Origin of the sequence: Symbiopectobacterium purcellii (assembly GCF_019797845.1) — a bacterium.
Taxonomy (GTDB): domain Bacteria; phylum Pseudomonadota; class Gammaproteobacteria; order Enterobacterales; family Enterobacteriaceae; genus Symbiopectobacterium; species Symbiopectobacterium purcellii.
Genome location: NZ_CP081864.1, coordinates 353,570 through 373,546 on the forward strand (window position 1 = coordinate 353,570; position 19,977 = coordinate 373,546).

A 19,977-nucleotide genomic window follows, 5' to 3' on the forward strand; every position below is an offset into this window, starting at 1 on the left:
ACTGTGCAACGTAATAATGTCTGCCGGGGTAACTTATGCTATTAGGGATAATGGGCGAGCCAGTGCTAAACCGGCTCGCATTATTAACGATAAACTATTTCACGGCTTCCACAGCTTTGATCAGATCTTGGTATTTTGCGCCAAACTGATCGCGTACCGGTTGTGTCGCTTTGTAATAGTAATCGGTATCAATGTCGTAGAAATTCACGCCGCCAGCCTTCATTTTATCTAACGACTGCTAGTTATAGGCATTCCACAATTCACGCTGTTCAAGTTGTGCTTCTTTGGCTAATTTAAGAATCAATTCCTGTTGATCTTTGGTGAGTTTATCCCATTTGGTTTTTGAATAGAGGAACAGTTCCGGAATAATAAAATGACGGCTCCAGGTAAAGTTTTTAGCGACCGGCATGTAGTTGTGCGCGACGAATGTGGGCGGATTGTTTTCCGTGCCATCGATAACGCCGGTTTGCATGCCGCTGAACACTTCACTGGTTCCCATAGCGATAGAGTTGGCACCCATGGCTTTCAGCGTAGCCAGTGCTACCGGGCTGCTCTGGACACGAATCTTCATGCCTTTGAGGTCTTCTGGTTTGGCAACCGGGGCTTTGGTGATCAGGTTACGTGTACCGGCATCCATCCAGCCAAGGAACACCAGCTTGGATTTACTGTTATTGGTAATCTTGTCACCAATTTCCTGACCAATTTTTCCGTCCAGCACTTTGTGCATATGATCTTCATCACGGAAAATATAGGGCAGGGTAAACACTTCGATTTCTGGCAAAATGGCGGCAACGGGGGTCATGGATACACGAATAATATCGATGGCACCTAATTGCGCCTGCTCAATCATTTGCTTCTCATCACCTAATACCCCGCCTGGAAAGGTTTTTATTTCCAGTTTTCCATCCGTGGCGGCTTTTAATTTCTCTCCCATTTTTTGTACGGCTACCACATTGGGATAGCCTTCGGGGTGAACATCGGATGCTTTGATTTGCAATGCACTGGCTGAATAACTCATAAACAGCGTGGCGGAGCTTAGGCAGATGCCTATCAGTGTTTTGGATAGCTTCATTCGGGTCTCCAGAAGTCTCGAGGATATATTCGTGGTGCGACTATTATTGTTCTATAAATAAAACCCGGTGCGTAATGAAGGGAATTAAAAAATTAAGTCAAAATAATTTCCCCTTATATTCAGGGGTAAACTAACCTATTATACCACTTTACGGAATGACTCGTATCACAAAAGCGCAATGTAGGTAACTGAATGAAACAATTGGTTGTAATTGATTTCTAAGGTGTCATTTTAATGTCTATAGCATTGTTTTTAGTGCTATTAATTATTGCTGATAAGGTTTTTCCTGTAAGACAACTTATCGTTCTCTACGCAACAATGGTGTAATAACTCAAAGTCGATCACAGAATGCGACTTTTGTTGTTTCAGCACTGGCAAATTGGCAGACCCGTCGAAGACGTCATACCAAATCAGCGTTTTCCCTTATCGATATTATGGTTTTTTGTGCTCAAAACGCATAAATAGTAATGAGAACTACTATCAATTCGTGCTCAGTTTGCTATCATTTCCCGTCGATTCGTTGCACTGCTCATTGGTGTTGTACTATTCATTGGTATAGGTGGAGGCACAGCGTGAAAACGGCTGTCGGTCATATTACTTTCCAGGCATTGCCAGCCTGGCTTACACATCGCGGCGCGTTCAGCGCATTTTCCCGTAGCATGTTGACGGCTGTGGTTTTAACGGCGGGGCTGGTCACGTCAGCAGGACTAAGTGGAAATGCGTTCGCGGCACCTGCCTCTACGCCCGTTACCAATACGCCCGCAGCGAACACGGCTACCGCCAGCCCCGCTGCAGCATCGACGCCTTTGTCGGCTGAACCCGTCGTCGCAGACGCTGCGGCGGCGCCTGTATCGCCGTTGGCTCTGCCGCAGGGCAGTGCGGGCAACATCATGAAAACCGATCTTTCCGTCTGGGGCATGTATCAGCACGCGGATATGGTAGTGAAAACCGTCATGATCGGTTTGCTGCTGGCTTCCGTGATCACCTGGGCAATCTTTTTTGGTAAAAGCGTCGAGTTGGTGGGTGCCAAACGTCGCCTGCGTCGTGAATACACGGCGTTGGAGCAGGCGCGCACCTTAGATGATGCGGCAGATATCGTTGAGGCCTTCAAAGCCGACAGCACAGCGGCGATATTGCTGGCCGATGCGCAAAATGAGTTAACCCTTTCTGCCCGTTCTGATGACAATAATGGCATCAAAGAGCGTACCGCCTTCCGTCTGGAGCGTCGCGTAGCGGCGGCCGGTCGCCATATGGGGCGCGGTAACGGCTATCTGGCAACGGTCGGCGCGGTAGCCCCCTTTGTTGGGCTGTTCGGTACGGTCTGGGGCATCATGAACAGCTTTATCGGTATTGCGCAAACGCAAACCACCAATCTGGCCGTCGTCGCACCGGGGATCGCTGAGGCGCTGTTGGCCACCGCGATTGGTCTGGTTGCCGCCATCCCGGCAGTAGTGATTTACAACGTGTTTGCTCGCGGTATCGGCAGCTATAAAGCGCTGATGGGTGATGTGGCGGCACAGGTGCTTTTGCTGGTGAGCCGCGATTTAGACGTGGCTGCGAGTAACGGTAACCGTTTGACCGCCGCTAATCAAAAACTGCGGGTGGGTTAAGTTATGGCGATGCATTTGCACGATGATACGAGCGGTGACAGCGAGATGCATGACATCAACGTCACGCCGTTCATTGACGTGATGCTGGTGCTGCTGATCATCTTCATGGTGGCAGCGCCGCTGGCGACCGTCGATATTCGTGTCGACTTGCCAGCGTCCACGGCAGTGCCGCAACCTCGTCCGGAAAAGCCGGTATATTTGACGGTGAAGGCGGACAAGCAGCTGTATGTGGGGGATATTGCCGTGAGCGAGACAGGGCTCACGACTCTGCTGGATGAGCAAACGGGTGCCAACAAAGAGACCACCATTTTCTTTCAGGCCGATAAAACCGTCGATTACGAAACCATGATGCGTGTTATGGATACCTTGCGCAAAGCGGGCTATCTGAAAGTCGGATTGGTGGGTATGGAGTCAGCGGGTAAATAATTGCCTGTACCGTCCCGCGCTTCTTGCGGGACGGCTTGTCATTCTGTGTGCTCAGGTAAAACGCGTATATTGCCCCTTTGCCTACAGCGTCCCCGTATAACCCCATCAACGTCAAACTCTCTCCCCAACACATCGTGTAAAGTGTGCCGTCAGCAACGTGCCTACGTCATTCACGATTCCACACCGGTTTTTTATCCTGAAGACATGGCTTGCGCTTTCGGCAGCGGTGACGCTGCTTGTTTGCACTACAGCACGGTGTAATGATTACAACAGGTTGATTTTTCATCGCCATGACGCATTATGAGAGGTTACGAGTAACTTATCGAACTACGATAAGGTTTTACCGTGCAATCACGCATAGCACAGGGAATATAGCGGTGGAATCGGTAATGCGTAATATTCTGATTTTTGTTTTAACGCGCGCGGGTGTGTCATGCGTGTCATAGCACCAGGAGAGGCCTGATGAGCAAAGGAAATGAGCTGTCGATTATTTCCCGCTATATGAAAAAGCTGCATGTGTTGACGCTATGCGTAGGGAGAGATTCGGAATTATGGTGTGCGAGCTGCTTCTATACTTATGACGAAAATGAGGTCGCTTTCTACATCATGACAGAAACCTCGACGCGCCATGGTGAAATGATGCTGCGCTACCCGGCAGTGGCCGGGACGATTGCTGGTCAACCCAAAACCGTCATGCTGATCAAAGGTGTGCAGTTCAGCGGTCAGGCATTACTGCTACAGGGCGAAGAAGCCGTGTCGGCCCGCGAGCGCTACACCCAGCGCTTCCCCATCGCGCGAGGGGCCACCTCACCCGTTTGGCGCTTGGGGATCGATACCCTGAAGATGACAGACAATACGCTGGGTTTTGGCACCAAGCGCCATTGGCGCCGCGATGAGGAAAACGACGGGTAACTGAATGCATCTGGCAACAGGAGGAGCCATGAGTCGAGTAGTGCTGCTAGGCGCGACAGGATTGATTGGGCAGGAATTGCTGAAGCTGCTGCAAGCCAATAGCCGGGTAGAGGTTATCTACGCGCCCACGCGCAGGCCGCTGCCCACACAGAACAAACTGGTCAATCCTTGTCATGAGGATGTGCGCGTTGCGCTGGCGCAATTGCATGAGCCGGTCGATATCGTGTTTTGTTGCCTGGGGACCACGCGCAAGCAGGCGGGCAGCAAACAGGCGTTTCGCTTTGTGGATTACACGCTGGTGGTCGACAGTGCTGCGCATGCCAAGGCGCTGGGAGCCACTCACCTGCTTACGGTGAGCGCCATGAGCGCCAATGCTACGTCACCGTTTTTCTATTCACGCATCAAAGGTGAAATGGAAGCGGCACTGCGTCAGCAAGGCTGGCGACATTTGACACTGGTGCGCCCTTCACTGTTGTTGGGTGAGCGCACAACGCCGCGGCCGCTGGAGCACGTGTCAGCGCCGTTGTTCAAATGGTTACCGGCCAAATGGCGAGCGATAGAAGGTAAAGCCGTAGCGCGGGCACTGATGAATCACGCCTTTTCACCCGAACCGAAAGCCAGTGTGACGGTGCTCGAAGCCGAGGAACTGCGCGCCTGGGGCAGCCCACCGCTTGCGCCGGAACTGCACGGTTAACGCTGCGTCTGTCATCGCAGGCGATGGACAACCTGATTGCTGCTGCCGCGCCAGATTAACGCAGGATCTTTGAGATCCTGTACAAATTTACCGTCCACCAGTACGTTGATAAGTGCCACAACCTGTTGTTGTGCGGGCGTAAGCTCAGCGAGCAGGTAGCCAGTCCACATCCAGATGTCTTTTCCGGGGCATTCGGCATGAATACGCTCAACCAGACGCAGCACATCCGGTACGTTTTGCGGATGGAGCGGATCGCCGCCGGAGAGCGTCAAGCCCTGGCGCGGAATCTGTGTATCCTGCAAATCGGCAATGATCTGGTCTTCCAGCGCCTGAGTAAAAGGCTGGCCGGAATTGAGCCGCCAGGTGCTTTTGTTGTAGCAACCTGGGCATTGGTGCACGCAACCGGAAACAAACAGCGTACAGCGCGTGCCGGGCCCGTTGACCACGTCAACCGGGTAGTACTGATGATAATTCATGGTATGGCTTTGTTTGCTGGGTAATGGTTTGATAAATAATGTTGGAGATAGCCGGCGTCCATTGACGCCGGTAAACGTGCAGAGCTGGCCACATCCTTGCGGCCATCAGGCACGGTGCGGACTGTTTAGCCCAGTTGACCATTGCCGAGATGCTTGATCCGGCGTTTGACCTCTTCCTGTTTCCCGGTGTTAAACGGGCGCGCATCCGGACTGCCCAGATAGCCGCACACCCGGCGCGTCACAGAGACGCGTGCGGAGTCGTGATTGCCACATTTCGGGCAGGTGAAGCCTTTGCTGGTGCACTCAAATTCACCGGTGAAACCACACTCATAACACTCATCGATCGGCGTATTGGTGCCGTAATAGGGCACACGGCTATAGCTGTAGTCCCAGACATCTTCCAGCGCTTTGAGGTTATGTTGCAGGTTCGGATACTCGCCCTAGCAAATGAAGCCCCCGTTTGCCAGCGGCGGGTAGGGCAGTTCAAAGTCGATTTTCTGGTAAGGATTCACCTTCTTCTCCACATCGAGGTGGAAGCTGTTGGTGTAGTAGCCCTTATCGGTCACACCCGGTATCACGCCAAACTCAGCGGTGTCGATACGGCAGAAACGGTCACACAGGTTTTCGCTCGGCGTACTGTAAAGGCTGAAACCGTACCCGGTTTCTTCTTTCCACTGGTCGGTCGCGGCTTTCAGGCGTGCGACGATGGCGACCGCTTTTTCACGCAGTTGCTCATTGTCGAACACGTGTGTCTGGTTGCCGAACAGCGCGTTAATGGTTTCATGAACCCCGATATAGCCTAATGAGATCGATGCCCGACCGTTTTTGAAGATCTCAGCGACGTTGTCGTCCGCTTTCAGGCGTACACCGCAGGCACCTTCCATGTACAGGATCGGAGCAACGCGGGCTTTGACGTTTTCCAAACGCGCGATGCGCGTCATCAGCGCTTTTTTCGCCAGTTGCAGACGATTATCCAACAGGTTCCAGAAACGCTCTTCGTTGTGTTCCGCTTCCAGCGCAATGCGTGGCAGGTTGAGGCTGATTACCCCGAGGTTGTTGCGGCCATCGTGAATCTGCTTGCCCTCTTCCTCATACACGCCAAGGAAGCTGCGGCAGCCCATGGGCGTTTTAAACGAACCGGTAACCTTAACCACTTGATCGTAATTGAGGATATCCGGGTACATCCGCTTGCTGGCGCAATCCAAAGCCAGTTGCTTGATGTCATAGTTCGGATCGGCAGCCTTGTGATTGACGCCGTCGCGGATAGCAAACACCAGTTTGGGGAACACCGCGGTTTTGCGATTTTTACCCAGACCGGCAATGCGGTTGCGCAGGATAGATTGCTGAATCAGGCGCGATTCCCAACGGGTGCCGAGGCCGAAACCAAAGGTGACAAACGGCGTCTGACCATTGGCGGTGTGCAGCGTATTCACTTCATATTCCAGCGATTGGAAGGCGTCATAGCACTCTTTTTCGGTACGAGACAACGCATAGGCGTCCGCATCGGGAATGTGCCATTCATCCGCAGTTTCCCGGTGCTTTTTATGGCTGGCGGTGACGAACGGCGCCAAAATTTCATCGATGCGGTTAATGGTGGTACCGCCGTAGATGTGGCTTGCCACCTGCGCGATGATTTGTGCCGTCACCGCTGTCGCGGTTGAGATGGATTTCGGCGGCTCAATCTCCGCATTGCCCATCTTGAACCCTTTGGTCAACATGCCTTCAAGATCGATCAGCATACAGTTGAACATCGGGAAGAACAGGGAGTAGTCCAGATCGTGGTAGTGAATTTCACCGCGTTCATGGGCAAGCACCACGTCGCGCGGCAGGATATGTTGCTTGGCATAGTGTTTGGCAACGATACCGGCCAGCAGGTCGCGCTGGGTGGGGATCACTTTACTGTCTTTGTTGGCGTTCTCGTTAAGCAGAGCCATGTTGCTCTGTTCAACCAGACCACGAATTTCCTGATTCAAGCGGCCGCGCTGTTCGCGGGCGACATCACGATCGTGACGGTACTCAATGTAGGTACGTGCAAGCTGCTTATACTGGCCAGACATCAGCAGGTTTTCAACGGCGTTCTGGATATCGCGGATATCCACACGTGCTTTCCCTTGCATTTGTTGAGCGACCGCACAGGCCACAGTTGCACAGTAATCTGTATCATCAACTCCTGCTGCATGCGCAGCACGTTCGACCGCCTGCTTGATGAGCATCTCATCAAAAGGCACCTGGCAACCGTCCCGTTTAATCACTACTGGTTTCAACGTTCGTTCCTCAGAGTTGTCCACAAGCGGAATCCGCAGCGGACAAGGGCTGCGGGGGGTTGTGGATGATATTGTGGATAAGTACTACATGTAGTGTCTGTATTTATGATAGACACTATATGTAGTTTTGGGTGAAAAGAAATTCGCGATTTATTGACCTGGAACAAAGAATTTCGAGCAGCGTAGAAAGGGTGTGCAATGGCGTTGAGCGAAATAAAAATAATATATTGATTTGATTAGTAGTTTTTTATCTCTGCGCCATAAGGCAAATGACGAACAAAAAAGCATAATAAACGTAGGGAAATAACAATAAGCAGGGCAATAATATCGCGGGGTATGTCTGTGTTTCCTGATGAATCACGACCAGGGACGCGCCTACGGCTTACGCCGCTATGACCCCATCGCCGCACTTTACCTAACAACGCGCGTTGTCATCAGTCTGACGGGGCGACGGTCTCGCCCCGAGCTGCACCAATCGATGCTTAGCGGCGTACTGCGATGGCTTCGATTTCGATCTTCACATCTTTCGGCAGACGCGCCACTTCCACACAGGAGCGTGCCGGGAACGGTGCCTGATGTTGAGTGAAGAAGGCTTCGTAAGTGGCGTTAACGGTGGCGAAATCTTGCAGGTCTTTCACAAATACCGTGGTTTTCACGATATCGGCAACTTTCAGGCCTGCCGCTTCCACAATGGCCTGCACGTTTTCAAGAGACTGACGCGTTTGGGCGACGATGTCCTCGGCAATCAGGCCGCTTTTCGGGTTTACCGGGATCTGACCGGAAGTGATGATCATGCTGCCCAGATCGACACCTTGTACATAAGGGCCGATAGCGGCTGGGGCGTGTTCCGTGCTGATGCTACGTGACATGGTTTCTCCTGAATTTCGACGTGACGGTTTTCGAAGGGACAATTCCCGCCGGGCCTGCGCCGGGCGGGATACAGCTTACCATTATTCAGAAAAGCGCGACGCAGGCAATGGCGTTGATTCTCCTGCGCGCGCCGCACGGTGGCTTAGCGGTCAGCCAGCACGGCCTGACGTTCAAACTCTTTCTCGCAGTATTTGCACTTGAGGTGCGCATCGCCATCGCGTTGTTTGACGCTGAACGATGAGGTGACGGGCTCACTGCGGCTGATGCAGTTGCTGTTCGGGCAGGTCAGCACGCCATCAATACGTTCCGGCAGGCTGGGAACCAGCTTACGTACCACCGCGTAGTCGTCAATCTGGTTGACGGTCGCCTGCGGGGCGTAGATCGCCAACTGGTTAGCCTGCTGCTCTGTCAGGAAGATGTTCTCTATCTTGATCAGATCCTTGCGCCCCAGATGATTGGACGGCAGGTTCAGCCCGATGGTGATGCGCTGGTCGGTGGCGGTCAGCTTGAACAGCGTCAGCAGCTTGAAGCCAACCTGCGCTGGGATATGGTCGATAACGGTGCCGCGTTTGATGGCTTCAACCTGTAATTTGTTATCCTGAGTCATGATGCTTTCCCCTCTCACAGAACCAGTTCGCGATTTAATACCAGCGCCAACAGCGCCTGACGTGCAAAGATGCCGTTGCCTGCCTGTTGGAAGTAATAGGCGTAAGGCGTGCTGTCGACATCCGTCGTTATCTCATCCACGCGCGGCAGCGGATGCAGCACTTTCAGATTGTCGCGGGCAGTCTCCAGATCGGCGGCGCGCAGCACAAACTGCGATTTGATATTGATGTATTCGGACGGGTCCAGCCGCTCTTTCTGTACGCGCGTCATGTACAGAATATCCAGCTCCGATACCACCTCTTCAATGCTGGTGTGCAGGCTATAGGTGATGTTCTTCTCTTCCAGCATCGCCAGAATGTAATCCGGCATCGCCAGTGCGTCGGGGGCGATAAAGTAGAAGCGGTTACCGTCGAATTTCGCCAATGCCTGCGTCAAAGAGTGCACGGTACGGCCATATTTCAGGTCACCGACCATGGCGATATTGATGTTATTCAAACGGCCCTGGGTTTCCTGAATGGTGAACAGGTCGAGCAGGGTTTGCGTCGGGTGCTGGTTAGCACCGTCTCCGGCGTTGAGCACCGGAACGCCGCTGGAGAACTCGGTGGCAAGACGCGCCGCGCCTTCCTGCGGGTGGCGCATCACAATGGCATCCACATAGTGGCCGATAACTGAGATGGTATCCGCTAGTGTCTCGCCCTTCTTGCCGAGCGACGTGTTGTTACTGTCAGCAAAACCGACCACGGAAGCGCCCAGACGGTGCATCGCAGTTTCAAAAGAGAGCCGGGTGCGCGTCGAGGCCTCAAAGAAACAGCTGGCGATCACTTTATGTTTTAACAACTCCGGCTGCGGCTTAGCTTTCAGGCTGGCGGCCACCTGCAACGCCAGTTCCAAATCTTCACGGGTGAGGTCGTTAATCGAGATGATGTGTTTTTGATAAAGCGGATTGACCATGTTTGCTTTTCTCCTAACGGTGAGCCCTGAAACATTTTTCTCTCGTCCAGCCGCTGTCGGTCGACGAGGTTCGCCCGGTATAACAGGCAAAAAAAAGCCCCTTCAACGAGGGGCTTTTTTTAAACGATCGGTGATTGCCGGAAAAGAGGCGGCGCGCTGACGAAAAAAGGGGTCAGCAGCGTGATAAATACAGCATGTGGTGATGCAAGCGCACATGGTTCCTCCTGGCAAATTGTGGCGCATTATACGCGCGAGATTCGCTATTTCAAGCGCTAATTTATGCGCGATAATCGCATTTTTAGTGTTTGGCAATCGGTTGCTTATGGAAAACCTTACGCGTTCGACCCATGAAAATAAAGGGGATAGGTAGCACTTTTGCCACTGTAGACTAGCGAGAATGCCTATGGCGGAGTATAAAGTTCGCTAAAACGACGTTTTACTTTTCACGAGAGGACTTACTATGATCACCGGGAATATCCACCAGCTTGAATTGGTTCCTTATCTGCCTGCCAAACTGCGCGAAGCGATCGAGTACGTAAAAGCCAACATTACGGCTGATACCCCGCTGGGCAAGCACGATGTCGATGGCAACAACGTGTTTGTGCTGGTTTCCAACGACAGCACTGAAGCGTTTGAACAGCGTCGTGCCGAATACCATGCCAAATATCTGGATATTCAGATTGTGCTCAACGGCGTTGAAGGCATGACCTTCAGCAACCTGCCTGCGGGTACGCCTGACACCGATTGGTTGGCGGATAAAGACATCGCGTTTTTGTCTGCCGGTGAGCAGGAAAAAACCTTTGTCATGCAACCGGGTGATTTTGTTGTCTTCTTCCCAGGCGAAGTGCACAAGCCGCTGTGTGCCGTGGGTGAACCTGCACGCGTGCGCAAAGCCGTCGTGAAGATCGACGCGTCACTGGTGCTGTAATCTTGTTACTGTGCGCGACGCCGGGAACGTTCGGTGCCGCGCACGGTGCGTCATTGGGATAATTGATCCCTCTCCGTCAATTCATCCATAATCACCTATATAAATATCGTCCCGTCCAGTGATGCTGCGGTTTGTGCCGTCTCCTCGCTGACCGTTGATGATGGCCTCGCCGTGACTGCGCGCGTCCTAAGGAAGGAGTTAACATGGTTACGATACAGGATGTGGCGAAAAAGGCGGGCGTATCCAAAGCGACGGTGTCCCGCGTGCTCAACGGTAAAAACGTGGTGCGTGAAGATATGCGGCAGCGCGTGTTTCGCGCCATTGAGGAAACCGGGTTTAGTCCAAACCTGCTGGCCCGCCAGCTGGCCACCCGCAAAACCAACTCGATGGGTTTGGTGATCACCAACTCTCTGTATCAGGGGCCGTTTTTTTCAGAAATGACGTATCAGGCGGCGTCATGCAGTGAAAAGCATCAGCGCCAACTGATTTTGGCGGATGGCAAAAACAGTGCGGAGGATGAGCGCAATGCTATCGGTATGCTGCTGGCGCTGCGCTGCGAAGCCATTATCGTTTATCCCAAATTCTTATCGGCAGAGGCATTGGAAACGCTGATCGAGCAGCATGAGACGCCGATCATCGTGATTAACCGTAAACTGCCCCATCACCAGAATCACGCGGTGTATATCGAGCACTACCACAGCAGCCAACTGATGACACACTATCTGCTTGAACAGGGGCATAGGCGCATCGCCTTTATTGCCGGGCTGCCCGGTTCTCCATCTGGTGAACAGCGGCTTGCCGGATTCCTTGATACGCTGAAAGCGGCGGGTATCGAACATGATGAGGCGTTACTTTTGGAAGGGGACTGGACGCCAGAGAGCGGCTATCGCGCCGCCCAAACGCTGCTGGCGCGTAATCTGGACGTCACCTGTGTGCTGGCAGCCAATGATGATATGGCGATTGGCGCGGCGAAGGTGTTTCTTGATGCCGGAATGCGGGTGCCGCAGGATATGTCGTTGGCGGGATTCGATGACATGCTGATTGGGCGCTACTTTTCTCCCGCCTTAACGACGGTGCATGTGCCGATTGTCGCCATGATTCAGGATGCCATTGGCCGTCTGGTGGCGGCGTCACAAGGCGATGCCATGCCGACACCGCCTTGTCACCATCAAGGACGTTTGGTCATCCGAGAGTCCGTCGCCAGGCGCTGAGCATGGCGCGCCGCGCGACCTTTACTCTTGGCCGAGCGTGGCGACCATCACCGCTTTGATGGTGTGCATGCGGTTTTCTGCCTGATCGAACACAATGCTGTGTGCTGATTCAAACACCTCGTCGGTCACTTCCATGCCGCCGTGCAAACCATACTGCTCGGCCATCTGCTTGCCGATGGTGGTGTGATCGTCATGGAACGCGGGCAGGCAGTGCAAGAATTTCACCTGCGGGTTACCGGTGGCGGCGAGCATCGCCATATTGACCTGATAGGGTTTTAGCAGCGCAATCCGCTCCTGCCACACCTCTTTGGCCTCTCCCATGGAAACCCACACGTCGGTGTAGATGAAATCAGCACCGGCCACGCCTGCGGCGATATCTTCTGTCAACGTGATTTTCCCGCCCGTCAGTGCGGCAGCAGCACGGCACTCGGCCACCAGATTGGCATCGGGCCAGCAAGCTTTGGGCGCGACCAAACGCAGATCCAAACCGGTCAACGCAGCGGCTTCCAGCATGGTATTACCCATGTTGTTACGCGCATCGCCCGCGTAGACCAGCGTCATGTCGCTAAAAGCGCGCTCAGGCAGATGCTCCTGCATGGTCAGTAAATCCGCCAGCAGCTGTGTCGGGTGAAATTCGTTGGTCAGCCCGTTCCATACCGGTACACCGGCGTACTCCGCTAGTGTTTCCACCAGTGCCTGACCGTAACCACGGTATTGAATACCATCATAAATTCTGCCCAGTACGCGGGCGGTATCCTTCATCGACTCTTTGTGGCCGATCTGGCTGCCGCTGGGGCCGAGATACGTGACGCGCGCGCCCTGATCGTATGCAGCAACTTCGAAAGAGCAACGAGTACGGGTCGAATCTTTTTCGAAGATGAGTGCGATGTTTTTATTTTGCAGGTAGCGTTTTTCTGTGCCGTTCTTTTTGCCGGCTTTTAGTTGGGCAGATAAGGTTAACAGTGCGCCGATCTCAGCGGGGGAAAAATCCATTAATCTTAAGAAGTGACGCTGGTGAAACGAGTTCATTGTAGTTATCTCCATGTGGCTCAACGCTGTTGGTTGAATTAAAATTCACTTTATATGTTTAATTATTCAATTTCAAGGGGCGGCGTCAAACTTTATGGTGGAGAGGGCGTCGGGGGTGTGGGAGAATACGGTAATAACGTAGAGATTAACGGGGGACAGACTCATGGCAAACCGCGATTTACTGGACGAACAACGGGAAGAAACGCGCCTGATCATCGAAGAACTGCTGGATGATGGTAGCGATCCGGACGCACTGTACACTATCGAACACCACTTTTCGGCAGAAAACTTTGACGCGTTGGAAAAGGTCGCTGTTGATGCCTTTAAAATGGGCTACGAAGTGACGGACGCGGAAGAGTTGGAAGTGGAAGAGGGCAAACTGCTGATGTGCTGCGACGCCATTAGCGAAGTGGCGCTCAATGCCGAGCTGATTGATGAGCAGGTAGAACAGTTAATCGAACTGGCTGCGCGTCACAACGTCAATTACGACGGGTGGGGCACCTACTTCGAAGATCCGGATGGTGAAGACGGCGAAGAGGGTGAAGAAGGCGAAGACGACGATTTTTATGATGAGGACGATGACGGCAAGCGTCATTAATGTCTCGCAGGCATGCCGAAGTGGCCTTCGGCATGCTGTCTTAGAGTTGCTTGAGCATGGTGACTTCGCAGTCACCGTGACCGGTGTTGCCCATCGCGTGCGGAATGTGTTCAAACCCCAGTTTGCGATATAGCGCAATCGCCTGTGTCAATGTGCTGGTGGTTTCCAGATAGCAGCGTCGGAATCCCTTCTGGCGAGCGAAATCGAGTGCTTGCAGCGCCAATTGGCGCGCCAACCCTTTACCACGCAAGACCGGCAAAAAGTACATCTTTTGCAGTTCACACACGTCTGCTTCCCCCTCCTGTAAAGGGGCGACACCGCCGCCGCCGACCACTTCACCGTCGTATTCAATGACCCAATAAGCGCTATTTGGCTGATTGTACAACTGAAACAGGTTATCCAGGTTTCCCTTATCTGCCGTCAGGCCAAATTCCGCAGAAACACGGCGGATCACTGCCGCAATGGCGGCATTGTCCTGTGCGGTAATGGGGCGCATTCGCAAAGAAAGGGAAAGGGCGATTGTCATGGTGCTTACTCTTACTGATAGGGGCTAATTACATTTTCTTACGCTGTAATAGCATTGAACGGGGTTTTTGTGCAATACCGGATTAATAAGCGTTGGTCACCAGCCGTCTCACCACGATCTACATCCCTGATGTTGATTTTTTGTCCGCTCATTTTTTCTTGTCTAATGGATTAGGCACAGTTATTGTGCGGATATGGCCGTTTTGCACGTTGTTTAATCATAACATGATGATTATTAGCCAATTGTGTAGGATGCGCCAGAAATTTACCTTATGGCAATATATTATTGTTATTTAATGGTTAGCCTGCAATCCATATTGGGATGTGACTTGGGACACATTATTATTGAAATCCATTTACCCCTATGGATGACGAGTAGTATGGCCCATCGCATGTTGTCAGGCTGGATTAGCCTGTTTTTACTGTTTTTATCCCCCCTCGCTTACGCACAACCCTTACAGCCTCAGGAAGGAGACTGGCGGCCTGCCGAGTTCCGTTTTCATACCGGTGAAACGCGTAACGACCTCCGCCTGCATTATTACACCTTGGGTGACCGCAGTAAGCCTGCGGTGCTGTTGCTGCACGGCACCAACCAGCCGGTGAGCGCGCTGCTGGCGGACGGATTTGGCGGTGAGCTGTTTGGGCCCGGCCAACCGTTGGATGTGGCGAAACACTTTATTATCATTCCCGAAAGTATCGGATCGGGAAAATCCTCCAAACCCTCCGACGGTTTGCGCACGCAATTCCCGCACTATAACTACGATGATATGGTGCTGGCACAATATCGGCTGGTGACGGAAGCGTTGGGTATCAAACATTTGCGTCTGGTCATGGGGTATTCCATGGGCGGTATGCACACCTGGCTGTGGGGGCAAAAATACCCGGACATGATGGATGCGCTGGTGCCGATGGCCTCACAGCCCAATGCGCTGTCAGGTCGTAACTGGATGCTGCGCCGCATGCTGATCGAATCCATCAAACGCGATCCGGCCTGGAAAAACGGCGATTATCAGACCCAACCGCCAGCATTGCAGACCGCCAATATCATGTTCAGTATCGCCACAACGGGCGGCACTCTGGCTTACCAGAGTAAAGCACCGACGCGTGAGCTGGCGGATAAGCTGGTGGATGCGCGTCTTGCGGCGCCTGTGACCAGTGATGCCAATGACTTCATCTATATCTGGAATTCCTCTGCGGACTACAACGCGATGTCCGGCCTGGAGCGCATCAAAGCCCCGATGCTGGTGATCAACGCTGCGGATGATGAGCGCAATCCGGTGGAAATTGGCTCGCTGGAACCCGCGTTGAAGACGGTCAAACAGGCCTCGCTGTTCTTGATTCCGGCCAGTGCGGAAACCAGCGGCCACGGAACCATGATGTCGGCCCGTTTCTATCGCACCGCGCTGGGTGAATTCCTGGCGAAAGCCCCTTCCCATCAATAACGGCGGTTTTTCTTCCGGGCAGGCGCATCCATGATAAATCGCCTGTCCGGCTTGCTCTTGATGACCAATCACTAGGGACGATGTATGTTTCGTAAGATAAAGATCCGCACGACGCTCAGCATCATGGTCTTATCGTTGACGGCGCTGTTGCTGTTTGTCGGGATGCTGGGGCTGTTTGCTGCCCAATCAGGGAATCACTCCTTCGCCAGAGTGGATAAAGAAGTGCTGCCCGGCCTGGTCGCATTGAATGAAAGTTCGGAATTACTGCTGCGTGCGCGTCTCGATCTGCGCTTGTATGAATCGCTGATGAGCAACGGTTCGCAGGATGCGGCAACGGTGGCATTAAAACGCGCCAAAGGGAAAATCGACGGAGCCAGTGAAAAATGGCAGGCGTATTTGACCTATCCGCAGGCGGAACAAGAGAAAGCAATTTCCGCCGAGATGGCCAGCAAGCGTGAAACCTTGATGACCTCCTTTATCACCCCGGCGCTTGCCGCGCTGGAGGCCGGAAATCTGGATGAATATCGCCAGCGCGCGGGTAAATCCACCGTGCTCTATGCCGATTTTGATGCTGCGTCCAAGAAACTGGTGCAGTTCAAACGACAGAATATCGACGACGCCTATACCGCCTCCAACGACAGCATTAATCGCATGGAGATTATGCTGACGGTGGCGATTGCGCTGGCGCTGGTATTGGCGCTGCTCTCCTGGCTGGTGATGACACATCTGGTGGTCAAGCCATTGAATCAGGCCATTGGTGTGTTCGATCGCATCGCACAAGGCGATCTGCGTGCTCGTTTTGAAATGCAGGGTAAAAATGAGATCGCGCAGCTGTTTGGCGCCGCGCAGCGTATGCGTGATGGGTTAGAGAATATGGTGCGCGTGGTGCGTAACGGTACCGACGCGATAGGGATTTGCGTAGGCGAAATTGCATCTGGCAATATCGATCTCTCCAGCCGCACCGAGCAGCAGGCGGCATCGTTGGATGAAACGGCATCGAGCATGGAGCAGATCCTCTCGACGGTCAGCAATAACGAAGATAACACGCGCAAGGCTAACGATTTGGCGCAGCAGGCCTCGGCCTCGGCGGCGCGTGGCGGCGGTGTGGTCTCTGAAGTGGTGGATACTATGCGCACCATTCAGCGCAGTTCTGCCAAGATCTCCGATATTGTTGGGGTTATCGACGGCATTGCCTTCCAAACCAACCTGCTGGCGCTCAATGCCGCCGTGGAAGCCGCACGCGCCGGAGAGCAAGGTAAAGGGTTCGCAGTGGTGGCGACCGAAGTCCGCACGCTGGCGCAGCGCAGCGCCACGGCAGCCAAAGAAATAGGCTCGATGATTGATAACTCGCTGACCAGCATTCAGCAAGGCGCTGGCCTGGTGGAAGTGGCGGGGAAAACCATGAACGAAGTGCTGGATGACGTCAGGAAAGTGGCAGACATCATGGATGAAATCATGATGGCATCCGGTGAGCAGAGCCGGGGGATTTCGCAAATCAATATCGCTATCAATCAGATGGATGGCGTGACGCAGCAGAACGCCGGGCTGGTGGCCGAGGTGGCAACTGCGGCAGGATCGCTGCAGGAGCAGGTTTCTCATTTGCAGCATGCTATCGCCAGTTTTCAACTGGATGATGGGCATGTCTCCGAGAATGGGCTGCTGCCTGCGGTACCGCCTGTGGCATTGATGCGCGTGCGTTAATCGGTAAACCACACAGGCTCCGTATTAGTGGAGCCTGTTTTTAAATCACTATAAAATATTTACTCTGCTAACGAAATAGCCCTATCAGACACCGGCATTTCCCTGCGCAATAATATTGTCTCTTTGCCGGATTTATCAGATTTATCGCAGTGCATAATTCATCTTTATATCGATGCATTTATCAAATGCAAAAAAAAGTGTATTTTTTCTATTCTGCGTGTTCAAATCAGGTGCCTTTATTATATCGCATCAATAAATTTGACTTATTTTCATTTTTTGGATTTTTCTATACCCCAAATAATTCGCGTTGCAGGAAGGCGGCAAGTGAGTGAATCCCGATGCGCTTACACAAGTCAGTGATTCGGGTGAGCGAACGCAGCCAACACACCTGTAACGTGAAGTATGACGGGGATACTTCTTTTAGGATGAAAGTGTTATGAGTGACAATATCTCGCAAGGGAACGGCAAACATGCCGTGGTTTTTCATGGGAAATCGGGAGAATATTTTTTAATCTGGCTGGTCAATGCGTTATTAACCACGATCACCCTGGGTATTTATTCTGCTTGGGCAACGGTGCGCACCCGTCGTTATTTTTATGGCAATACTGAGATTAATGGCGATCGTTTTGATTATCACGCCGAGCCCATCCAGATCTTGAAAGGGCGCATCATCGTGATTGGTGCGCTGGTACTGCTGTATCTTTTGCTGCTGTTTACTCCTTTGGTCGGGTTGGCGGTATTGCTGGTGTTTACCGCGCTGCTGCCGATGCTGATTATTCGTAATTGGCGCTATAACGCCATTATGACCAGTTATCGTGGCGTGCGTTTTAACTATTTGGGCAGCGTAAAACGTGGCTATTGGACGTTTTTTGCGGTTCCGCTATTAATGGTCGCGGTGCTGCTGCTGTTATTGACCACGGTCGGCAGTTTTTCTTCCTTTATCAGCAATCCGATACCGCTAATTGTTACTGCACTGCTTTACATCCCCGCGTTGATTGCGCTGGGCGGTGTGATGAAGTATATGATTGCCGATCTGTATGTGAATAACCTGCGGTTTGGCACCGCAGCCTTTAATGCAGCAATCAGCAAAGCGGCATTTATTAAAATTGCCTTTTTCAGCCTGTTGGCTTTTCTTCCCTTCCTGATATGGACGCTGTGGTTTTCAGGAGAGGTACTGCTTTCCGTCATGGAATATGCACAAACCGGTGGGCATACCACGCATCGTGCGGATTACACGTCACCCTATGGTGGTATTTTCAAGCTGATCGCGGCGTATGTGTCGCTGATTATTGGCGGTCTGGTTGCCAAGTGCTATATCGTGGTGGCGGAACGCAACTATATCTTTGGCAATACCACGCTCAGCGACAATGTGCAGGTGCACTCCAACCTAAAATTGGGTGCTTATCTGATGCTGTTATTCACCAATACCCTGATTACGCTATTTTCTTTGGGGCTGGCCGCACCGGTAGCACAGGTGCGCTAAGCGCGCTTTATGGCGAATGCCACGCAAGTGAGCGGTGACCTTTCTCTGCTGAACGTGCAGGCGCACGGTGATACCGCGCGTTCGGCGGTGGCGGAAGAGGCGATTAGCGCGCTGGATCTTAACGTGGGCATCTAAGGCGACCTGATGATTATCGAGGGATACTATCAGTATCCGGGGCGTGCCGCACAGGAGGCGGCACGCGTGACGCTTGGCGAGCTGGATGCCTCATTGGTACTGGCGCGCCACGACGTGGCTTCACAGGGGTTTATGCTGGCGCAGGTTGCGGTCTCGCAAGCGTTAGGGTCGATACCCTTGACGTTGACCTTCCCTGATGGCGGGCGCTTTCGTCCTGCTGATGATGCCGTATTTCGCGCCTGGGTTGCGCAGCATCAGTCTCGCGGCCTGGTGTATCGGCTGGAGAAGTACAAACGGGGCGCGCTGTTTGCTCTACTGACGACGGTGCTGGTGGCGCTGAGCTATGTGTATGTGGTGCTGCCCTGGCTGAGCACCACTGTTGCGTTGCATATCCCCACCGCCGTGGAGCAGCAGCTTGGGGCGCATACGCTTGCTTTGCTGGAGCGCACCGAGCTCGCGCCGTCAACCCTTCCTGAAGCGCGCCAGCAATCGTTGCAGCGCCTGTTTGAACAAGCGCAGCCGCCGGAAATGCGTCAGGCGCGCACCCCGTTGCGTCTGCGCCTGATGAGTGCGCCGGGCATGGGCCCAAATGCGTTTATGCTGGCAGATGGAACGCTGATCGTCAGCGATGAGTTGGTTACGCTGTCGCGCCACGATGATGGGCTGGTTGCTGTGATGCTGCATGAAATGGGGCACCATGCATATCGCCATCCAATGCGCATGCTGGTGCGTTCCTCATTGGTGTCATTGACGTTTATGTGGATCACCGGTGATGTCAGCGGTGTGGGGGATACGCTGTTACAGTCCGCAGCCTTCGTGAATGAACTGCAATTCTCCCGTGACATGGAGCGTGAAGCCGATGCGTGGGCGATAGCGGAAATGCAGCGGCAGGGACGTTCGCTTCAGGCGATGCAGGATATCTATCAACAATTGATGGCGGCGTCAGAAAAAGAGCATCACATCGGGCGCATGATGCCGGATTGGCTCAGTACACATCCCGACATGCAACAGCGCCTTGATGCCATCAAGGCACAAGAAAAGTAG

General features: G+C 53.1%; 16 protein-coding genes and 3 pseudogenes. 11 read left to right on the forward strand and 8 right to left on the reverse strand.

Annotated features, from left to right (window positions below):
- Positions 1–94: 94 nt before the first annotated feature.
- A pseudogene (locus K6K13_RS01615) lies at positions 95–1,072 on the reverse strand (TRAP transporter substrate-binding protein).
- Between the two features lie 572 nt (positions 1,073–1,644).
- Between K6K13_RS01615 and exbB the strand changes: the two are divergent.
- The 4 genes from exbB (at position 1,645) to K6K13_RS01635 (ending at position 4,714) form a co-directional block, all read left to right on the forward strand.
- Positions 1,645–2,682, forward strand: coding sequence for a tol-pal system-associated acyl-CoA thioesterase (exbB, locus tag K6K13_RS01620; protein WP_252120391.1), 1,038 nt, complete (start codon positions 1,645–1,647; stop codon positions 2,680–2,682).
- Between the two features lie 3 nt (positions 2,683–2,685).
- Entirely contained in the window at positions 2,686–3,108 is a 423-nt protein-coding gene (gene exbD, locus K6K13_RS01625; RefSeq protein WP_222159263.1) for a TonB system transport protein ExbD, read from the forward strand.
- Positions 3,109–3,570: 462 nt separating this feature from the next.
- Positions 3,571–4,020: a YhbP family protein gene (locus K6K13_RS01630; RefSeq protein ID WP_222159264.1), complete on the forward strand. Its 450-nt coding sequence runs from the start codon at positions 3,571–3,573 to the stop codon at positions 4,018–4,020.
- 28 nt (positions 4,021–4,048) lie between these two features.
- Positions 4,049–4,714, forward strand: coding sequence for an NAD(P)H-binding protein (locus K6K13_RS01635; RefSeq protein WP_222159265.1), 666 nt, complete (start codon positions 4,049–4,051; stop codon positions 4,712–4,714).
- A gap of 11 nt (positions 4,715–4,725) precedes the next feature.
- Here the strand turns inward: K6K13_RS01635 and nrdG are convergent, their stop codons facing one another.
- The 5 genes and pseudogenes from nrdG to pyrB all read right to left on the reverse strand — a co-directional run bounded on the left by nrdG (position 4,726) and on the right by pyrB (position 9,881).
- Positions 4,726–5,190, reverse strand: a complete 465-nt coding sequence (gene nrdG, locus K6K13_RS01640) for an anaerobic ribonucleoside-triphosphate reductase-activating protein (RefSeq protein WP_222159266.1) — start codon at positions 5,188–5,190, stop codon at positions 4,726–4,728.
- Between the two features lie 125 nt (positions 5,191–5,315).
- Positions 5,316–7,454: pseudogene (nrdD, locus tag K6K13_RS01645) on the reverse strand (anaerobic ribonucleoside-triphosphate reductase).
- A gap of 482 nt (positions 7,455–7,936) precedes the next feature.
- Positions 7,937–8,323, reverse strand: coding sequence for a 2-iminobutanoate/2-iminopropanoate deaminase (gene ridA, locus K6K13_RS01650; protein ID WP_222159267.1), 387 nt, complete (start codon positions 8,321–8,323; stop codon positions 7,937–7,939).
- 143 nt (positions 8,324–8,466) lie between these two features.
- Entirely contained in the window at positions 8,467–8,931 is a 465-nt protein-coding gene (pyrI, locus tag K6K13_RS01655) for an aspartate carbamoyltransferase regulatory subunit (protein WP_195314358.1), read from the reverse strand.
- 14 nt (positions 8,932–8,945) lie between these two features.
- A complete protein-coding gene (gene pyrB / locus K6K13_RS01660; protein WP_222159268.1) occupies positions 8,946–9,881 on the reverse strand; it encodes an aspartate carbamoyltransferase in 936 nt (311 codons plus the stop codon).
- A 460-nt stretch (positions 9,882–10,341) separates the two neighbouring features.
- Here pyrB and K6K13_RS01665 point away from each other — a divergent pair, with 460 nt between their 5' ends.
- Both K6K13_RS01665 and K6K13_RS01670 read left to right on the forward strand, forming a co-directional pair.
- The gene (locus K6K13_RS01665; protein ID WP_222159269.1) at positions 10,342–10,809 is read left to right on the forward strand and encodes a NanQ anomerase/TabA/YiaL family protein; all 468 of its coding nucleotides are present in this window, start codon (positions 10,342–10,344) and stop codon (positions 10,807–10,809) included.
- Between the two features lie 203 nt (positions 10,810–11,012).
- Positions 11,013–12,020, forward strand: a complete 1,008-nt coding sequence (locus tag K6K13_RS01670) for a LacI family DNA-binding transcriptional regulator (RefSeq protein WP_222159270.1) — start codon at positions 11,013–11,015, stop codon at positions 12,018–12,020.
- Positions 12,021–12,041: 21 nt separating this feature from the next.
- Here the strand turns inward: K6K13_RS01670 and argF are convergent, their stop codons facing one another.
- Positions 12,042–13,049: an ornithine carbamoyltransferase gene (gene argF / locus K6K13_RS01675; protein WP_222159271.1), complete on the reverse strand. Its 1,008-nt coding sequence runs from the start codon at positions 13,047–13,049 to the stop codon at positions 12,042–12,044.
- Between the two features lie 163 nt (positions 13,050–13,212).
- Between argF and rraB the strand changes: the two genes are divergently transcribed.
- Positions 13,213–13,647 (forward strand): ribonuclease E inhibitor RraB, encoded by a 435-nt coding sequence (gene rraB / locus K6K13_RS01680; RefSeq protein ID WP_222159272.1) that lies wholly within the window; start codon positions 13,213–13,215, stop codon positions 13,645–13,647.
- Positions 13,648–13,687: 40 nt separating this feature from the next.
- On the opposite strand, the gene K6K13_RS01685 is transcribed toward rraB, so the two are convergent.
- On the reverse strand, positions 13,688–14,173 hold the full coding sequence (locus K6K13_RS01685; RefSeq protein WP_222159273.1) for a GNAT family N-acetyltransferase: 486 nt from the start codon (positions 14,171–14,173) through the stop codon (positions 13,688–13,690).
- Between the two features lie 379 nt (positions 14,174–14,552).
- On the opposite strand from K6K13_RS01685, the gene K6K13_RS01690 reads away from it, so the two are divergent.
- The 4 genes and pseudogenes from K6K13_RS01690 (at position 14,553) to K6K13_RS01705 (ending at position 19,977) form a co-directional block, all read left to right on the forward strand.
- Positions 14,553–15,614, forward strand: a complete 1,062-nt coding sequence (locus K6K13_RS01690; RefSeq protein ID WP_222159274.1) for an alpha/beta fold hydrolase — start codon at positions 14,553–14,555, stop codon at positions 15,612–15,614.
- Between the two features lie 84 nt (positions 15,615–15,698).
- Complete coding sequence (locus K6K13_RS01695; protein WP_222159275.1) at positions 15,699–17,315, forward strand: methyl-accepting chemotaxis protein; 1,617 nt, start codon at positions 15,699–15,701, stop codon at positions 17,313–17,315.
- Positions 17,316–17,751: 436 nt separating this feature from the next.
- Positions 17,752–18,933: pseudogene (locus K6K13_RS01700) on the forward strand (YjgN family protein).
- Positions 18,934–18,942: 9 nt separating this feature from the next.
- The gene (locus K6K13_RS01705; RefSeq protein WP_222159276.1) at positions 18,943–19,977 is read left to right on the forward strand and encodes a M48 family metallopeptidase; all 1,035 of its coding nucleotides are present in this window, start codon (positions 18,943–18,945) and stop codon (positions 19,975–19,977) included.

Bases quoted from the DNA above. Each gene is read 5' to 3' on its own strand.
- rraB (WP_222159272.1), top strand. From the start codon at position 13,213: ATGGCAAACCGCGATTTACTGGACGAACAACGGGAAGAAACGCGCCTG.
- K6K13_RS01685 (WP_222159273.1), bottom strand. From the start codon at position 14,173: ATGACAATCGCCCTTTCCCTTTCTTTGCGAATGCGCCCCATTACCGCA.
- nrdG (WP_222159266.1), bottom strand. From the start codon at position 5,190: ATGAATTATCATCAGTACTACCCGGTTGACGTGGTCAACGGGCCCGGC.
- argF (WP_222159271.1), bottom strand. From the start codon at position 13,049: ATGAACTCGTTTCACCAGCGTCACTTCTTAAGATTAATGGATTTTTCC.
- K6K13_RS01705 (WP_222159276.1), top strand. From the start codon at position 18,943: ATGATTATCGAGGGATACTATCAGTATCCGGGGCGTGCCGCACAGGAG.
- K6K13_RS01635 (WP_222159265.1), top strand. From the start codon at position 4,049: ATGAGTCGAGTAGTGCTGCTAGGCGCGACAGGATTGATTGGGCAGGAA.
- ridA (WP_222159267.1), bottom strand. From the start codon at position 8,323: ATGTCACGTAGCATCAGCACGGAACACGCCCCAGCCGCTATCGGCCCT.
- K6K13_RS01690 (WP_222159274.1), top strand. From the start codon at position 14,553: ATGGCCCATCGCATGTTGTCAGGCTGGATTAGCCTGTTTTTACTGTTT.
- K6K13_RS01670 (WP_222159270.1), top strand. From the start codon at position 11,013: ATGGTTACGATACAGGATGTGGCGAAAAAGGCGGGCGTATCCAAAGCG.
- K6K13_RS01695 (WP_222159275.1), top strand. From the start codon at position 15,699: ATGTTTCGTAAGATAAAGATCCGCACGACGCTCAGCATCATGGTCTTA.
- pyrI (WP_195314358.1), bottom strand. From the start codon at position 8,931: ATGACTCAGGATAACAAATTACAGGTTGAAGCCATCAAACGCGGCACC.
- K6K13_RS01630 (WP_222159264.1), top strand. From the start codon at position 3,571: ATGAGCAAAGGAAATGAGCTGTCGATTATTTCCCGCTATATGAAAAAG.
- exbD (WP_222159263.1), top strand. From the start codon at position 2,686: ATGGCGATGCATTTGCACGATGATACGAGCGGTGACAGCGAGATGCAT.
- K6K13_RS01665 (WP_222159269.1), top strand. From the start codon at position 10,342: ATGATCACCGGGAATATCCACCAGCTTGAATTGGTTCCTTATCTGCCT.
- pyrB (WP_222159268.1), bottom strand. From the start codon at position 9,881: ATGGTCAATCCGCTTTATCAAAAACACATCATCTCGATTAACGACCTC.